The organism is Pseudoalteromonas sp. XMcav11-Q (genome assembly GCF_040104525.1).
Classification (GTDB): domain Bacteria; phylum Pseudomonadota; class Gammaproteobacteria; order Enterobacterales; family Alteromonadaceae; genus Pseudoalteromonas.
The window spans coordinates 128,011-144,457 of record NZ_JBECOX010000002.1 but is presented as its reverse complement, the minus strand read 5'-3'; the positions used below and the strand labels follow the sequence as shown (position 1 = coordinate 144,457).

Sequence of the window (16,447 nt, the reverse complement as noted above, 5' to 3'; positions counted from 1 at the left end):
GGGCAGCCTTGCCTCGGTTTCTTTACTAATTTATCTAACTTGTTTATTGTTAAAGAAAATCCACAAAAATAGGGAATTCAATATGGATTATGTCTCTCTCAATCGTGCGGCATGGGAAGAACGAGCCAAGGCACATTTTGACTCTGAGTTTTATGACGTCAATCGCTTTTTGCAAGGTACCTCTTCGCTCAATCCCATTGAATGTGAGCTACTTGGTGATGTATCAGGCAAGAGTCTGCTTCACCTACAATGTCACTTCGGCTTAGATAGCCTGTCATTCGCAAGGCTGGGGGCTAAGGTAACAGGTGTCGACTTTTCGACAGAAGCCATTACCCGAGCAAATACATTGGCTCAGCAAACTGGGCTTGATGCCAGTTTTATCTGTCAGGATATCGCGCAATTTGGGCTTGAGAATACCACACAATTCGACATTGTCTTTGCATCCTATGGCACCATCTGCTGGTTGCAAGATTTATCTCAGTGGGCTGCCACTATTGCCCGTGCATTGAAGCCCGGCGGTCAGTTTTGTTTCGTGGAGTTTCACCCAAGCATTGACCTTCATTTGGGTTACCCTTATTTCCCACAAACTCAGCCTGATATTAGCGAAGAATCAACCTATACCGAAAACCACCAAGATAGCAAACAAACCATTGCGACTTGGCCACACTCAATCGCCGAAGTGATGCAGTCCTTAATGCAAGCTGGTCTTACAATTACCCACTTCGATGAGCACCCTTTTAGTCCATATAACTGCTTTGAAGGTTTAGAGGCAGTGTCTGGACAAGGCTTTCAGTTATTGAGTAAAGGGCATCAAGTTCCATTGCTATTTTCAATATTGGCGAATAAAGCGGAGTAGGACTCATTACTCCGCCGTATATTTTTTCATACCCAATACAATTACGAGACTATTAAGCACTATCTTTGTGCACCTAGCTAGCTACCAAAATTCAATATGATCTTACAAGCTTTCTGTTTTAAGCCAATTATTGCAAAAGACTAAATTAAAGTTTTACTTCAAAAATATTCTTGCTATAGAAAATAAATATAACACTTTGATAAGTTAGATTTTTTATCGATTTATTTTTCCGAACATACCAATTTGTTTTTCTGGATTTTCTCTTTTTAATTTGTGAACTAAAGTTTAACACGCAGTTTGAGACACACTTTAATTACGAGGGAAAACCCCATGAATAGAAAATCTAGAACGATGTTGTCTGCCGTAGCGCTCGCAGTAACAACAACGCTATCAGCCCCGAGCTTTGCTGCAATGAGCGAAGCGAAAACCAACCAATTTTGGTGGCCAGAACAACTAAACCTAAGCCCATTAAGACAACACAGCCCAGAATCCAACCCTTATGGCGCAAGCTTTGACTATGCCGCTGAATTTAGCAAACTAGATCTTAAGCAAGTCAAAAAAGACATTGAGCAAACACTCACTGATTCGCAAGACTGGTGGCCTGCCGACTGGGGTCATTATGGTCCCTTTATGATCCGTATGGCATGGCATAGCGCTGGGGTCTATCGTGTACACGATGGCCGTGGTGGCTCGGCAGGTGGCCAACAACGTTTCGATCCGTTAAACAGCTGGCCTGATAACGCGAACTTAGACAAAGCAAGACGATTATTGTGGCCGATTAAACAAAAATACGGCCGTAGCCTATCGTGGGCAGACTTAATGGTCTTAGCAGGCAACGTTGCGCTTGAGTCAATGGGCTTTAAGACCTTTGGTTTCGCCGGTGGCCGTCAAGACGATTGGGAACCTGATTTAGTTTATTGGGGGCCAGAAGATGCTTTCTTAAAAGACGAGCGTCGTGACAAAAAAGGTAAACTAAAGGGCCCATTGGCAGCAGTTGAAATGGGACTTATTTATGTCAACCCTGAAGGCCCACACGGTAAACCAGACCCATTACTTGCCGCAAAAGATATTCGCATGTCATTTGGTCGCATGGCCATGAACGACGAAGAAGTGGTCGCACTTATCGCGGGTGGTCACACCTTTGGTAAAGCACATGGCGCGAAAAAGCCGTCTGATTGTGTGGGTAAAGAACCAGCCGCAGCAGAGATTGAAGCACAAGGCCTAGGTTGGAAAAATAAATGCGGCACGGGTAAAGGTGCAGACACCACAACAAGCGGTTTAGAAGGGGCTTGGACGGTCACACCAACTCAATGGTCAACCAATTATCTCGACAACCTAATGAACTTCAACTGGGTAATGACAAAAAGCCCAGCAGGTGCGACCCAATGGATCCCTGACAACAAAGCTGCGGCAAACCTAGTGCCAGACGCCCACATTGAAGGTAAACGCCACGCACCAATAATGTTCACCACGGATTTAGCATTAAAATTTGACCCTGAATATCGTAAGGTCATTGAACGCTTCCGCAAAGATCCAAAGCAATATGAGTTGGCGTTCGCGAAGGCTTGGTTCAAATTGACCCACCGTGATATGGGTCCAAGAGCCCGTTATGTGGGTTCAGAAGTACCAAGCGAAGTACTGACTTGGCAAGATCCAATTCCAAAAGCGGATTACAAGATGATTGATAACAAGGACATCAGCGCACTGAAAAAATCAATCTTGAACTCAGGTCTAACAAAGCAAGAACTGATCAGAACGGCATGGTCGGCAGCATCTAGCCACCGTGTTACTGATATGCGTGGTGGTGCAAACGGTGGCCGTTTACGCCTCGAGCCTCAGGTAAGTTGGGAGGTAAACAACCCTGACGAAGTAAACAAAGTGCTAGCTACATTGACGGACATTCAAACCCGCTTTAATAAGCGCGCTGGCAAAAAAGCAGTCTCTATTGCCGACTTGATTGTGTTAGGTGGTTCTGCAGCAGTTGAAAAAGCCGCAAACGACGCAGGTTACAAAGTAAATGTAGCGTTTAAACCGGGCCGTACCGATGCCTCACAAGCACAAACGGACGTCTTATCATTTAGCTATCTGGAGCCAAAGGCAGACGCGTTCCGTAACTATTACAGTGATGAAGCGTTTATGTCACCAACTGAAATGTTAGTAGACAAAGCCAATATGCTGGACTTATCTGTACCTGAAATGACGGTACTATTAGGCGGCCTGCGTAGCTTAGACGCAAACTACAAAGGCGCAGAGCACGGTGTATTTACTGACAAACCAGGTCAGTTGAGCAACGACTTCTTTGTTAACCTGCTAGATATGTCGACTAAATGGTCAAAAGTAGAGGGGCAAGAAGGCTTATACGAAGGTCGTGACCGTAAAACTGGAGAGATAAAATGGACGGCAACACCGGTTGATTTAATCTTTGGTTCTAACTCTGAACTTCGCGCAATTACCGAAGTCTATGCATCAGACGATGCCAAACAGAAGTTTGTAGACGATTTTATCGCCGCTTGGGTGAAGGTAATGCAACTAGACCGCTTTGACTTAAAATAAACCAATTAAGTAGCGCAAACAGGGCCTGATTTAGGCCCTGTTTTTTATTCGTGCTGCACATCTACTAAGGTCAAAATATAGCTAACATGCGTTTTCGCACCACATGCCCGCAGTGTTTTCACCAGACAATTTGTAAATTAGTTTCAGGTACTAGAGACCCTCGGGTAGACAAATATGGTTGATAATTTATCTTACTGGCCATGGGTAGTTGGCTTTATGCAACAGGTAGAGAGCCGATTCTTCAATTTAGTTGATGCACAAAAAATCGGCGCTTAGCGCGCCGAGTGAACTTAATGATCAATCATATCAGCCAAAATGATGGCTGCGTGGGTTTCCACCGCACCTGAATCGAAACCATACATGTGCCCATATTTGTTCGCTAGCTCGGAATGCACATTATTGATGATCTCTTCTTGCCAGCGTTTGAACCAAACGAAGTGGTTGCCGTCACTAAAAATTGGGGTGTAGGGCGCAACTTCTAATTGTTTACCGACTTCCGTTCTAACATCAGCAATGTATTCCAGCAGATCTTTTACGTCCTTTTTTGAGCCTATATTGCCATGGCCGCCATTAATAAAGTTCCAGTGCTTACTGAGCGGTTTCCTCAGAAGATTTTGTAGATCCACTTCGTAACCATGGAAATCTTCCGCTCCCGCGAAATTGTAAAACGGCAGTTGATCAGGGTTAATCATGTCAGCGAAATGCAGCACGCGATCGCTTGGAATTAGAATCATCGTGTTATCTGGTGTGTGACCAGAACCTTCTGGTGCCATCATCTTCAGCCTTATTGAGCCAAATTTGACCGTTCTAGCTCTTTTCAAATCGTACACTTCATTTGGTGCAGGAACTTTAGGGGTTCTCACACCGTTTTCGTTCAATTCAGCGTGAAGGTTGATCTTGTCAGCAACGGTTTGACTCGCGATAACACGGACACGCCCCACCCTTGGGTAATTTTTCTTAATTAAGTCAATAAGTTGATTACCTCCACCTACATGATCTAGGTGATAATGAGAGTACATAATAGCTGTGATCGGCTTATTGGTGATGGATTGAATACCTCGAAACAGCGCATCAATACGACCATCACCAAGAGGGTCAATCAGCAACACCGAGTCTTTGGACACCACAACGGTAGCGTTGTAGTAATTTACTCCGATCCAGTAGGTGTTTTTACCCAATTTCTGTACAGTGAATTTACTGTCATCAAACTGGCGTTCATAAAGGTTATTGATTTTTTGGCCGATTTTCAGCGAGTGCTTTGCTGATGGTTCAACTTCGATTTGAGCCGTTTCACCAGGGAATAAAATCGCGTGTTGGTTATTATGGTCATGGCCTAACGCACTGACATTAAAAGTAAACACTGCAGCAGCAATAGGGGTTAAAGCTAGGGTGGGTAGTTTCATTTTTCTCTCCTCAATAAGATGAAAAAAAGATAAAACAAAAACAAACATATCAAAAATGCATGTTTGTTATAGTATGTAGATCATTTACGCATAATTTTATACGGTGATGGCATGGGTGTACCTGAGTTGAATCTACGCAGTATTGACTTAAATCTGTTAACGATCTTAGAGAAGGTGTTGATCCACAAGCATATTAGTCAAGCCGCTCATGCATTAAACATGAGCCAGCCAGCAGTGAGCCGAGCCCTGATGCGCTTGCGAAAGCAATTTGGTGATCCATTGTTGGTAAAGGTGAAAAATGAGTACCGTTTAACTGCAAAAGGCGAGCGCCTTCGTAGCGAACTGGAGCTATCACTCACTACTATTCGTCATATGTTGGTGGATGATGAGTTTGACCCTCTGCAATACTCGGGCGTGTTCACTATAGGGGCGCTGGATTTCGAAATGATGATGATTGTGCCGAAATTGTTGGCGCGCTTGCAACAGCGAGCTCCAAATTTGAAATTACAAATTGTGTCTTACAACTCGTTTATACCGCTTCATGACTACTTGGAAAAGGTGGCGGATTTATTACTGTATTCCACAGATGAGACACCCACCAACGTATTTAAACAGCGTTTATTTAATGACAATTATGCCATAGTAATGTGTTGTCAGCATCAATGGGCTCATCAGCCTATGACGTTAGCGCGCTATTGCCAGAGCCGACATCTCATCGTTTCTGGTAATGGCTTGTGCAAAACGGATATGGATCATGAGCTAAAAAGGTTGGATGCTCAGCGAGAAGTAGTGGCATCTTTACCACATTTTTCGATGGTGCCGGAGTTATTGATTAACACGGATCTGATTGCCACTTTACCAAAGCGTCTGGTCACTCATTTAAGTAGACGTTATGACATCACGGTAGCCGATTTACCGTTCCACACTGCCGATTTTCAAGTTGAACAATTTTGGCATCTCATTCATCACAATAGCCCAATCCACCAGTGGGTGAGGCAGGAAATAAAAAGCTTGGTGGATGAAGAAATCGGTGAAACGGCGTGAGGCAACTTGATTGAATCGCCTCTTCACTCGATCTCTCAACTGAGCATTATCTTTATCGATAGCCCTGTTATTAAACGGCTAAACAGCGCCTCGCGCAGCTAGACATCCAGAGTTATTTTTAGGCAATGCTACAAAGCAAAGCCGAGATGCGAACTTATCCGTCACCACATCGCTTTGTGCTTTATCGCTACTGTTATAGAGGTGCAAGTGATTATTTTCGACAAAATAAAATCCCAATTGGTTTAATCGTGCCGCCCACCGAAACCCCGATGCTAAATCACACTTTATATAAACACTTAACTCTCGATATTGCATTTGCTGATCACCGCCCCACAGCAACTGATAAGGCACATTTGCGCGTTGTAAAGCCCCTTGCCAAAATCGTGATAAGCGCTGATTTTTATCTTCACAAAGTACGTTTCCATGTGGATTCCAAAGGCTCAAGATAGCGCCCCGTGTATCAAAGCGGGTTGGCCGTAACGGTTGAAAATATACTTGTAAATAAAGCTGCCACAGGTTTGGTTCAATTTTCATGTTTTACTGCTTGTTTGATTGTATTGACCAGTTATCAAGATGGGCTCATGGCTGCTGGTTCGGCTGCTCCATGTAACCGGCCTATACATCTTATCAATAACTAAAAAATTATCACTTAACCAATACAGCAACTCGCTTTTGCTCGTTCTCCGTGAAGGTTTGTTTGAGTAGTAACTCGACTCTTTCTTTTGCGATTTGGCTATCACCAAGCTCGGCTAGAATATTTTGCTTTTGCAGCATAAAGCTTTGTAGTTTTTGCTGCCAATGCTGTTGTTGCTTCTGGACTTCAAGTATACGAGTTGCGGCTTTATCGCCATATTCAGCACTTAGTTCGTTATAGTGTTTTTGCTGCCAGTTTGCGTTTAGGGTGTGTAACTGGGCTGAGGTTTGAAATAACACTTGTTCACGCTTTGGAAGCCCACTGATATGCGTCTCAATTAATTGCTGCTTTTGCGATTCAGATATAGATGCGTCTGACAAAATTTGCCAGCGACTCAAAGCTTGAGTATCCCACGCATTAGCATCTTCAAACCAAACTGCTATCACTTCATCCGTAAAAAATTGCCGCTGCAGTGCGTGTAGCAGCTCAACACGTTCTAGTAGATTAAGATGCGTATCCACATCAATTAAGGCCTGCTTAAATTGCACGTAGAGACCTGCAACTTCGTGAAGGCATTGTGGTAATAATTCCAGATAAGCTTGCCACTGCTCGGCTTGGTTATGGTTTTGTAGCTCAAAAAGCCAATCGTCGATTTGATGCTTATGCTGTTTATTAATGGTCTCACAATGTACGCTTACAGATGCACTCCTTGTGGGTTGTGGGACCTTATGCGCATCATTTTTCAGCTCAGATAACTCCGCGAACCGGGGAACATGACGCGGCGTCTCTTGCTGTTCACTCTCGATATAAACCAGCGACAGCATAGTCAAAATGATTAGCAAAAGGCCCCACTTTTTCATAGCGCCAAACCTTTTAAGCGGCGAATATGCTGGCGATAAACGGTTAATGGGTCTGTTTCGAACAAGTGATGAATACCAATGGTGTGGTTTACCTGATCTAAATGGTTCATTTTGAATTGGTTATTGATCACCTGACCTAAATTACTAGAACAAGCTGATACTAGGCCGTCGTTGGCCTCATCAAAAACTTGAGAGAACAGTGCAAGTGCGTTGTCAGCGGGGTCAAATACGTTGGTCCATGCTTTGCTGCCACTCCATGAAAAATAATGCACGCCATTGCTCGCTAGACTTTGCGTTTCGCCACAATAATGACTTGGCACACCCTCTGGGTATTTTTGGTTGAATGCTAATGTGCCAGCCGTGGTCAAAGCACCTAGTGCTTCGAGTGCGTCTTTTGGTGCGGTGGCTTTACCAGATAGCAAATCAATCAACCCCGCAAGGCCGTTAGCAAGCGACGCTAAAAACTGCTCCGAAAATGAACCATTGTCTACTCCACCGCGAACAACATCAGCAAAACGGCTACCCCAGTTTACGCCACCAATACTAGTCGCTGAGGCCACCCACTCAGGTTTAACTGAGGCAACGTAGCGAATAGTTTGCGCACCTTGGCTGTGACCAATTAAATTAACTTTGTCTTTACCCGTTAATGCTCGAACCAACGCAACTTGCTCTAGTAGTTGCTCACCACGCAATTCTGAATTATGGGCTGATGATACTTCTGCAACATAAACCTGCCCACCTTCATCATGGATCACTTGTGGTACGCGATAAAAATAATCTACTCCGAGCAGATTATCAAAACCAAACAGACCGTGAACTAATACCACGGGATACTCTAATTCCTCACCGCTGTGGGCGGGAGAGGTAACGATCGATAGCAACCCAAGCAGGGCGCTGAGAATTAACCTTTTCATGTACTTGCTCCAATTATTACAATTTAGTAACAAATAAACTTTAGATTACAATGGTCAGAGGTCAAGCCAGAATAGTGTGAAAAATGAAATTTTGATGAATGTTACGTAAACAAAAGTAAATAATGGCAGTGTAAGTTAGTACCTAGGCCCAGAGGTTAGCACGCACAGGGTACCCCCAAAAGAAGCCAAAATACGGCTCCTTTCGCGAATTTCTAAAAATTAGATTCAATCGAGGGTAAGGTCTACAAGCAGTCAGCATGAGGATAAGTTGTGAGCTCACCTAAATGCACTTGGTAACTATTGCCGGTAATAGCTGTGGTACCGTAATACCCGGCATCAGAGCCAATAGTAAACGCCTCTGAAGCTGGGATCCCCGCTTTGATAAAGGCTTCAGCATCTGTTTTGGCATTACCATAAGCACGAACGACATCAATGCCCTGCGCCTTTAAGCGATTAATCTCCGCAGTTTTATATTCTGCTGTTTTAAACAAACTGGTTTCATTACTGAGTGATGTGCGTAGAAAGCCTTGCGGTAAGCCCATCCAATTTAACCAACCGCGCGTCCCTTTAGCATACCAATACACTCTGGCTGTTAAGAATACGGGCTGATAGCCCAAATCAAGATAGTGACGAACTAAATCATAGGCGCCATCTTTGGGGTCGGCATGATCTATTCCTGTATAGTCGCCTATTTGCTCGGCATCGGATTCGGTTAATGTGCCATCGATGTCAAACAGGACCGCTTGAGTACCTGGCTCAACAACCGTGACATAACCTTGTGCACCGGTGCCATCAGCTGGTACGCCTGCGTATATACGATACTGCCCTGCCGATAACTCGGGCAAGGTGATAAACGCCTTGCCATCGCCATTGGTGGTTTGCTCACCAAGATACTGCCAATTTGTGTCCGACTCAGCACGGTAGTAAAACTCCACCGACTCGAATTCCAAGTCTTTATGAGTGATGCTACCGTAGTCAAATTTAGCAGTGATCTGAGTTGTAGCACCGGCAGCGGTTACTTGATCGTGCACCATATGGTAACTCGGCAACCAAGATAAGTATTTGTTAAACGAGCTAGAAAAGCTACGCTTGACCATATTAGGTGCAGCATAATGGGTTTCTAATGCGGTAATACTTGGGCAAGTAGGGGTTGCCAGTGATGAAAAAGAGGCAAATAACGCTGCGGTTAAAATAGAATGTCTCATGCACGACTCCGTGTTTATTATTGTCATAACGAATACGTCACCCAAGCAAATAATCGACTTACGTAGGTAACAAAGAGCAAGGCACAACAGAGTTGGCCTTGTCATAAAACGCTAGAGCATAAACTCGAAATGTGTCAAATTTGTTAACTTAAATGTTTTATTTAACATTCCATAGATGTTCTACCATCTCTTGTGTACTGACTTCCATGCAACCTTGGCGGTTAACGCCTGCCCAAAGGGGGCTAAAATCGCCGCATCCTTGCTTTTCAGCAGCAGCGCGCAATGGCGTCAAAGCAGCTGATGCATATGGAAAAGTCGGTACGTCTTCGTTAATGAAGTTAAGATCTATCATTAGCCGATTTTCAATCCCACGGGCAGGGCGACCAGAAAACACATTGGTCACGGCAGACGGCTCAGCCAGTGATTTAAGTGCATCACGATGTACCAAAGAGGTGCTTGCTTCATCACACAGTAAGAAGCAAGTGCCGATTTGTGTTCCACAGGCACCCAATTCGTGCATCATAGTAACATCATGATGAGAAGCAATCCCCCCGGCAGCCACTACAGGCACAGATAGCGCATCACTAAGGATAGTTACCAATTGTCGAGTATGCAGTTGAGACTCAAGTTTTGTCTCGGTGAAGGTTGCCCTGTGCCCACCCGCTTCAATCCCTTGCGCTATCACAATGTCTGCACCATTTTCAGCTAACCATATTCCCTCTTCCAAGGTCGTTGCGGAAGACAAAATAGTCGTCCCCCACGATTTTACGAGCTCGACCAATTCAGTATCAGGAAGCCCAAAATGAAAACTGATCACGGGAGGTTTATAAGGCGCAATGGCCTCAGCCATTTCCCTATCAAATGGGCGTCTTAAGATCCCCATTTCATCAGTAGGTGTTAACTCAAGCTCATCGTAATATGAAGCCAGCTTTTTCTTCCACTTGTCTTGCTGATAAGGATCAGGCTCCGGCATCTCATGGCAAAAAAAGTTAAGGTTATATGGGCCTGAAGCATATGCTTTAAAATGCTCAATTTCTACAACGACCTGCTCTTTACTCAGCATCCCACAAGGGATTGAACCGAGTATTCCGGCATTGGTCGCTGCGACCGCTAAGCGCCAATTTTGCACACCTGCCATTGGCGCTTGGATCATAGGAATGGAGATATTAAGTAATCTGGTAAGCTGCATCACAAGGTCCTTGTTTTAGGCAAAACGACATAAAGCCGAAGGTGCTTTCCAGTGTGGGGAAGAAGCGCTTAACGGTCAATGATTGTGCGGCTAATAAAGCAAACTTTCTCTTGCCAAAACAACCATATTTGAAATAGTGTTTCTATAACAATACAAGGACGCCGTGATGAATATCTCTCTAAGAGCCATTGATAAACAAAACTACGAAGCCATTTGCGATTTAGATGTCAGCCCTGAGCAGCAAGATTTGGTAGCCTGCAACATGTTTTCCATCGTGGAATCAACATTTAATGATGGCTATACCACACGCGCAATTTATCAAGATGATGAAGCTGTTGGGATGCTAATGTGGGTACAAGAGAGTATAGAGCGCATCTCCATTTGGCGCTTTATGGTTGATCAGCAATTTCAGCAACAAGGGATTGGGCGTAAAGCGCTCACCCTCGCACTCGAAGAAATCAAGCAGACACCAAACCTTACCACCATAGAAATCTGTTATGTACCGAGCAACCCCGTTGCAAAAGCGTTTTACGCGAGCTTTGGCTTTGAAGAAATTGGAATCAATGAAGAGGATGGTGAAATGCTAGCGGTGATCAAGCTACCTCTATAATAAGTTGTAATTTATGGTAATTTGCGCAAATGAAACATTAGGTTAAACTCACTTAAAAATGTAAGTTGGCCAATTAAAGGAATTACCATGCACGAGCATACTAAACGCATTTGTGATTTTCTCACCGAAATCCAGCTACCTTTTCGATTTCATGAAGTCGAGGAAAATACGTTTTTACCGGGTCTAAAAACGGTAATGGGCACGCTCTATATTGATAATGAGAAATTGCGATATCCAGGTGATATATTGCACGAAGCTGGCCATATCGCCGTATGCGAGCCAATATTCCGCGGCCAACTTCATGAAGATGTGTATAAAAATGGCCTAAAAAATGGCCGAGAGAAACAAGCCATGCAAGGCGAAGAAATGGCCGCCATTGCTTGGTCGGTTGCTGCCATCCAATATATTGGATTGCCTCTAGAGGTCGTATTACATAAGGATGGCTATAAAGGCGCTAGCGCTAGCTTCGTAATTGCTTTTAGGGAAGGAAACGGATTCGGCTACCCATTACTCAGTGCGTGGGATATGACTTGCCCAAAGCAAGGTTTTCCTAAAATGCAGCAATGGATCCGCGAGCTTCGTTGGATCAATGAATGAATTAAGTTAATCCATTCCCTATCTACACCTTAAGCTGTCTAGTAGCTCGAAATAAAAAAGCCCGACCACAAAGTCGAGCTTGGGGAGGCGTGGCGCTTTGGATTGCCACTTGCTTACTGATTAAATTCTTTCTCAGACAGTTTGCCATCTCCGTCGCTGTCGAGCTTATCAAAGATTGAAGCAAGAGATTCTGACAGTGACGCTTCACTTTTAGAAATAAAACCATCTTTGTCTAAGTCAAAATCGTTAAATTCTGCTGCCATTGCTGAGCCGGAAAAAAGTACTGTGGCGGCTGTAATTGCTGTTGCTAACTTTTTCATTGTGACCTCCTAGCCTTTAAAGTTAGAGAATTCAGAAGCACTTAGCTGACCATTTTTGTCTGCATCTAGCTTCTCGAACTGACCAAGTAGTGTTGATGATACTGATGCTTCTTGCTGGCTGATCTGCCCGTCTTTATCCTTGTCTACATCTTGAAATGACAAGGTTGCTGCCAGTGCCATCGTACTCACCAATACACCTATGGTCGTTGCACATACCGTTCTAAGTTTCATAGCCATTCTCCTCACTATGCCCGTCTCTCATTGCGGCTCTAGTCGCAAATTAACCTTTAAAGTTAGAGAACTCAGTTTCGTTTAGTTCTCCGTCAGCGTTTACATCTAAGTCTTTAAACTGTTCGATAAGCGCTGTATTTACTTTTGCTTCGCTCATGCTAATAGCACCGTTGCCATCTGTGTCATAGCTTGCGAAATCTTCACCAGCAATAGTATTTGCTGAAGCCAATGTTAGACCTGTGATTGATAGTGCGATAAGTACATTTTTCATCATTCTGCTCCTAAAATTTCCTAAATATGATTTGCTTTTGGACGGCTTGATTAGCCTTGGTAATTTGCGAATTCAGACTCGCTTAACTCACCGTCGGCATTACTGTCTAGTTGCGTAAATTGCTCTGCAAGGGACTGATTTACTTTTGCCTCAGTCATGCTGATAGTGCCGTTACCGTCAGTATCATATTTAGTGAAATCTTCACCAGCTAATGCAGAAGCTGAAGCGAATGTTAAACCTGCAATTGAAAGTGCTGCTAATACGTTTTTCATGATAGTCCAATCCTTCTGTCGTTTTCGTAATGGTGTTAAAGGCAGTGGGCGCTACGCCCACCTAGCGATTAACCTTCGTAGTTCGCGTACTCAGATTTGCTTAGCTCACCATCGGCATTAGTGTCTAAGTCTGCAAACTGCTCAGTTAACGAAGTGCTCACGCTTGCTTCAGTTACACTGATTGAACCGTTGCCATCAGTATCTAGTTTTTCAAAATCGCCACCAGCGAGTGCTGATGCTGAAACCATTGATAGACCTGCGATAGATAGTGCTGCTAGTACGTTTTTCATAATCTAATCCTTCAATTGTGTTATTTTTTGAGTCAGGCACGTGGCCTAACCCATTGTTAAACTCAGTGCTAAATTAGCCTTCGTAATTTGCGTATTCAGACTTACTTAGCTCACCATCTGCGTTAGTGTCTAGATCTGCAAACTGCTCAGTTAATGAAGCGCTCACACTTGCTTCTGCTACACTGATTGAACCGTTGCCATCAGTATCCAATTTTTCAAAATCGCCACCAGCTAGTGCTGATGCTGAAACCATTGATAAACCTGCGATAGATAGTGCTGCTAATACATTTTTCATAATCTTTTCCTTAAATTGGGGTATATTTTAAACTCTGCTATTATGTCGTCGGCTTGTGACTAGCCTTCAAAGTTATCAAACTCAGACTGGCTTAATTGGCCGTCTTGGTCGGCGTCAAGGTCTTTAAACTGCGCCATCAAATTTGGATTTGCTTTTGATTCGCCTAGTGAGATGTAACCATCTCCATCAACATCGTATTTATCAAACTCAGAGTTTGCGTGAGCACCTACTGATGCGAAAGAAAGTACAGCTGCTGATAGTGCGATTGCTAAAGTTTTCATAATCAGTTCCTCTCATATTTCTAAACTTGTCGTTTCTGCTTCTCTACGTTGGTTTGTGTTGAAGCGAATGTTTTTTGCTTTCGAGATAACTATTCCAACTTTGATGCCAAAGTTTAAAAGAATATAAAAATCAACAAGTTAAAAACAAAGATGAATTTTCATTAAGGATGGATTCAGTGAGATTGTTGCCATTTAGCAACAGGAGATGTCGAGATAAAATTAAAACTTATTTATTTTCAATAAGTTAAACTGTCGCATAAAAGCAACACCTTAAAAAATTAGGGTGTAAGTGCAGCCCAAAGCGGTTAAGTTTCATGCGACAATCATTCACATTCGGTATTGAGCAGAGTCGCCAGAAAAAATTTTTATAAAAATATCGAAAATTTTTCCTTATCTTTCCTAAAAAATCAGAAAACAAATAAAAAGAATTAAAAATCAACACATTAAAATAGGTTTTCATCCCAAAGCAATTGCTATAAAAGTGACGGAGTGAGCAGGAAACTGACGAAAAACAGAAGTATTTTAAAAAAGTAGCAGAGAAAAAAGAGAGGTGTTGCTAAAAAGCAACATCCGCTAGATTGGTGTTAGATTACGAAGCGGTACCCAACCTTGCAGCTCTGACTTTTTACTTGAGCACCACATCCAACCATTGAGTTGGTTATGCCCCAACAGGTGTTCACCTTGAACTACCGATAGTTCCTGAGCGGTATAGTCCATTAATGCAACACCTTGTTTGGGATTGACTAAGCGAAACACTTGAGCAGGTACCCAACCAGACACTTGCTCCTCAGTTTCACAGAAAAACCAATTGTCCCACCCCTCCTCGCCCTCATATTCTTCACCAACGGTCAATCTCGCACCTTGTTTAAACGTGATGGGGGTCGGAAACTCATTGATATGTTCCTTGATTACTTCGTATTCGATATCTAACTGCTTATTTTCCAAGTTTTAACTCCATATAGACAGACAGCGGATCCGATTTGTGATCACCGAATTCTTTTCTTTCGATAAAACCAAACTGCGCATATAACCTGAGAGCTTCTGGTTGCTTAACTCCGGTTTCTAACCGTATCAGTGGATATTGACGATTATCTGCAAAAGCGATTAACTCGGACAAGATTGCTTTTGATAAACCAAGACCGCGATGATTTGGCTTTACATACAGTCTTTTCAACTCACCATAGAGACAATCATGATGCTTTTCGACGATTGCGCCGCAAGCAATGATCTCGTCATGCTGGACAATGCCAATAAAATGCGCAGTAGGTGAGCATAACTCTTGCAATGCCGATAGCTGGTTGCTTTCAGCTGGGTATAGCGAATTCATCAGCGCATCGATTTCTGCTATTAATGTATCAAGCGATGGAAAACTCGCATCAAGTGCAACGATTTGCATTTATCATTCCTTGATTTTCGGTATTAATTAACTAGAGTCGAGGATTAAGCTGAACACCCAAGTGCAACTATTACTAAAAGTACTAAAGTTTGGTAAAGCTCAGCTTCTCACTCAGTTAGCCTTAATGTACGTCAGCCGTTAGACTGGCGCTTTAGCTCCTCTAGCATACGCTCATCGCCCATCAAGTTCTTGAGGATGGCTTTAACCTTAGGATCCGATGCATTTTCGTAGAGAGACAGCAAATCTTGTGCGATCCTTTGCTGCTGCTTTGGATCGGCGCCGGACTGGAAGTACTGTGACATCAACCCTTCTGCAGCGAGACTTTTCACGTAATCATTAGGCTCTTGCTCTAACATTTTCACAAACGATTGTGACAAACGCTCATCAACGATAGGTGTACGCGACACAAGCTCAAGCGCCTGTAGCCTCAACTTTTCATCACTCATGTTATGCGTCATATTGAGGATAGATTCTACTGCTTGATAATCATATTGCTCTAATTCATTGCGATTTAGCATAAACATGTTCATTTGCAGCTGACTCATTGCCGCTAAACGTTCTGCCGCCGGCAAACTGTTATTTAGAATTTTCTGTTTTAAGTCGTTGCTGATTTGACTTGCGTACTCAGGATCAGTTTTTATCCGCATTTCGTAGTCTTCGGGTAAGTCTTCATAAAAGCCATAAATGGGGTTTTCTGCTTTCATCTCGTCGATTTTCTGCTGTTCACGCTTTTCTATCAAAGAGAAGATTAAAGACTCAAACTCATCCGGCGCCTGCTCAGAGAGTAAATCTGATTTTTCCATCGACAACGCCTGTAACCTCGTTTCAAGTTTATTGATCCGAGCCATTAACTGAGCAATTTGTTCAGACTCGTCAGTTGAAATCTGAGTGCCCTGCGTATACTGAGTTGCATTATAGTGAGGCTGTTGAGTAGGACTCTGATACACGTGCGTTGCCACAGGAGAGGTTGCTAATTTGGTTTGAATGACATTAAACCCAGAAAAAGCCAATGCAAGAACTGAGCATGAAAGCGCTATATTGAGTTTAAGATTAGACATGAACGAGTTACCCTTATAAAAAGTAGCAATGTAATAGATCTGCAAGACAAATACTGTAAATGATTGTACTGTAAATTGATACAGCAAGAGGCAATTACGCAGATAATTATTACACTTTGCATAAGGTGAAAAACGAGCCTCTAAACAGCTTGTCATAATTGCCAACAA

The 16,447-nt window shown here is 43.2% G+C and carries 21 protein-coding genes; 5 read left to right on the top strand and 16 right to left on the bottom strand.

Translation table 11 applies throughout. The annotated features are described in order from the left end of the window. Window positions 1-82 precede the first annotated feature (82 nt). Both ABMY45_RS04070 and katG read left to right on the top strand, forming a co-directional pair. Entirely contained in the window at window positions 83-856 is a 774-nt protein-coding gene (locus ABMY45_RS04070; RefSeq protein WP_206471774.1) for a class I SAM-dependent methyltransferase, read from the top strand. 330 nt (window positions 857-1,186) lie between these two features. After that, entirely contained in the window at window positions 1,187-3,409 is a 2,223-nt protein-coding gene (gene katG, locus ABMY45_RS04065; protein WP_235368462.1) for a catalase/peroxidase HPI, read from the top strand. A gap of 290 nt (window positions 3,410-3,699) precedes the next feature. Here katG and ABMY45_RS04060 read toward each other — a convergent pair whose 3' ends face one another. Then, window positions 3,700-4,812: a VarG family subclass B1-like metallo-beta-lactamase gene (locus ABMY45_RS04060; protein ID WP_206471772.1), complete on the bottom strand. Its 1,113-nt coding sequence runs from the start codon at window positions 4,810-4,812 to the stop codon at window positions 3,700-3,702. A gap of 111 nt (window positions 4,813-4,923) precedes the next feature. On the opposite strand from ABMY45_RS04060, the gene ABMY45_RS04055 reads away from it, so the two are divergent. Next, window positions 4,924-5,856 (top strand): LysR family transcriptional regulator, encoded by a 933-nt coding sequence (locus ABMY45_RS04055; protein ID WP_206471771.1) that lies wholly within the window; start codon window positions 4,924-4,926, stop codon window positions 5,854-5,856. A 78-nt stretch (window positions 5,857-5,934) separates the two neighbouring features. Here the strand turns inward: ABMY45_RS04055 and ABMY45_RS04050 are convergent, their stop codons facing one another. The 5 genes from ABMY45_RS04050 to ABMY45_RS04030 all read right to left on the bottom strand — a co-directional run bounded on the left by ABMY45_RS04050 (window position 5,935) and on the right by ABMY45_RS04030 (window position 10,658). Further along, a complete protein-coding gene (locus tag ABMY45_RS04050) occupies window positions 5,935-6,390 on the bottom strand; it encodes a hypothetical protein (RefSeq protein ID WP_206471770.1) in 456 nt (151 codons plus the stop codon). A gap of 111 nt (window positions 6,391-6,501) precedes the next feature. After that, entirely contained in the window at window positions 6,502-7,350 is an 849-nt protein-coding gene (locus ABMY45_RS04045; RefSeq protein ID WP_102058287.1) for a lipase secretion chaperone, read from the bottom strand. Beyond that, a complete protein-coding gene (locus ABMY45_RS04040; protein ID WP_174169637.1) occupies window positions 7,347-8,264 on the bottom strand; it encodes a triacylglycerol lipase in 918 nt (305 codons plus the stop codon). Before ABMY45_RS04040 ends, ABMY45_RS04045 begins: the two co-directional genes overlap by 4 nt. Before the next feature lie 242 nt (window positions 8,265-8,506). After that, window positions 8,507-9,469, bottom strand: a complete 963-nt coding sequence (locus tag ABMY45_RS04035; protein ID WP_206471768.1) for a phosphatidylinositol transfer protein — start codon at window positions 9,467-9,469, stop codon at window positions 8,507-8,509. A gap of 157 nt (window positions 9,470-9,626) precedes the next feature. Next, window positions 9,627-10,658 (bottom strand): nitronate monooxygenase, encoded by a 1,032-nt coding sequence (locus ABMY45_RS04030; RefSeq protein ID WP_227388054.1) that lies wholly within the window; start codon window positions 10,656-10,658, stop codon window positions 9,627-9,629. A 166-nt stretch (window positions 10,659-10,824) separates the two neighbouring features. Between ABMY45_RS04030 and ABMY45_RS04025 the strand changes: the two genes are divergently transcribed. Together ABMY45_RS04025 and ABMY45_RS04020 are read left to right on the top strand one after the other, a co-directional pair. After that, complete coding sequence (locus ABMY45_RS04025) at window positions 10,825-11,268, top strand: GNAT family N-acetyltransferase (protein WP_349288440.1); 444 nt, start codon at window positions 10,825-10,827, stop codon at window positions 11,266-11,268. 87 nt (window positions 11,269-11,355) lie between these two features. Further along, window positions 11,356-11,865: a hypothetical protein gene (locus ABMY45_RS04020; RefSeq protein ID WP_206471765.1), complete on the top strand. Its 510-nt coding sequence runs from the start codon at window positions 11,356-11,358 to the stop codon at window positions 11,863-11,865. Window positions 11,866-11,978: 113 nt separating this feature from the next. Here the strand turns inward: ABMY45_RS04020 and ABMY45_RS04015 are convergent, their stop codons facing one another. The 10 genes from ABMY45_RS04015 to ABMY45_RS03970 all read right to left on the bottom strand — a co-directional run bounded on the left by ABMY45_RS04015 (window position 11,979) and on the right by ABMY45_RS03970 (window position 16,279). Next, on the bottom strand, window positions 11,979-12,185 hold the full coding sequence (locus ABMY45_RS04015) for an EF-hand domain-containing protein (protein ID WP_349288439.1): 207 nt from the start codon (window positions 12,183-12,185) through the stop codon (window positions 11,979-11,981). 9 nt (window positions 12,186-12,194) lie between these two features. Next, window positions 12,195-12,416, bottom strand: a complete 222-nt coding sequence (locus ABMY45_RS04010) for a crotonobetainyl-CoA--carnitine CoA-transferase (RefSeq protein ID WP_010375684.1) — start codon at window positions 12,414-12,416, stop codon at window positions 12,195-12,197. Window positions 12,417-12,465: 49 nt separating this feature from the next. Beyond that, window positions 12,466-12,687 (bottom strand): EF-hand domain-containing protein, encoded by a 222-nt coding sequence (locus ABMY45_RS04005; protein WP_010375683.1) that lies wholly within the window; start codon window positions 12,685-12,687, stop codon window positions 12,466-12,468. Between the two features lie 50 nt (window positions 12,688-12,737). Further along, window positions 12,738-12,959, bottom strand: coding sequence for a calmodulin (locus tag ABMY45_RS04000; RefSeq protein WP_017218753.1), 222 nt, complete (start codon window positions 12,957-12,959; stop codon window positions 12,738-12,740). A 68-nt stretch (window positions 12,960-13,027) separates the two neighbouring features. Then, the gene (locus ABMY45_RS03995; protein ID WP_010603891.1) at window positions 13,028-13,249 is read right to left on the bottom strand and encodes an EF-hand domain-containing protein; all 222 of its coding nucleotides are present in this window, start codon (window positions 13,247-13,249) and stop codon (window positions 13,028-13,030) included. A 73-nt stretch (window positions 13,250-13,322) separates the two neighbouring features. Next, a complete protein-coding gene (locus ABMY45_RS03990) occupies window positions 13,323-13,544 on the bottom strand; it encodes an EF-hand domain-containing protein (protein WP_010603892.1) in 222 nt (73 codons plus the stop codon). A gap of 59 nt (window positions 13,545-13,603) precedes the next feature. Next, on the bottom strand, window positions 13,604-13,825 hold the full coding sequence (locus ABMY45_RS03985; protein ID WP_010375679.1) for a calmodulin: 222 nt from the start codon (window positions 13,823-13,825) through the stop codon (window positions 13,604-13,606). Window positions 13,826-14,398: 573 nt separating this feature from the next. Next, window positions 14,399-14,770 (bottom strand): SH3 domain-containing protein, encoded by a 372-nt coding sequence (locus tag ABMY45_RS03980; RefSeq protein ID WP_211865281.1) that lies wholly within the window; start codon window positions 14,768-14,770, stop codon window positions 14,399-14,401. Next, window positions 14,760-15,221, bottom strand: a complete 462-nt coding sequence (locus ABMY45_RS03975) for a GNAT family N-acetyltransferase (RefSeq protein WP_206471762.1) — start codon at window positions 15,219-15,221, stop codon at window positions 14,760-14,762. The genes ABMY45_RS03980 and ABMY45_RS03975 overlap by 11 nt, the downstream gene beginning before the upstream one ends. Window positions 15,222-15,352: 131 nt before the next feature. Next, window positions 15,353-16,279 (bottom strand): hypothetical protein, encoded by a 927-nt coding sequence (locus ABMY45_RS03970; protein WP_102058280.1) that lies wholly within the window; start codon window positions 16,277-16,279, stop codon window positions 15,353-15,355. Window positions 16,280-16,447 lie beyond the last annotated feature (168 nt).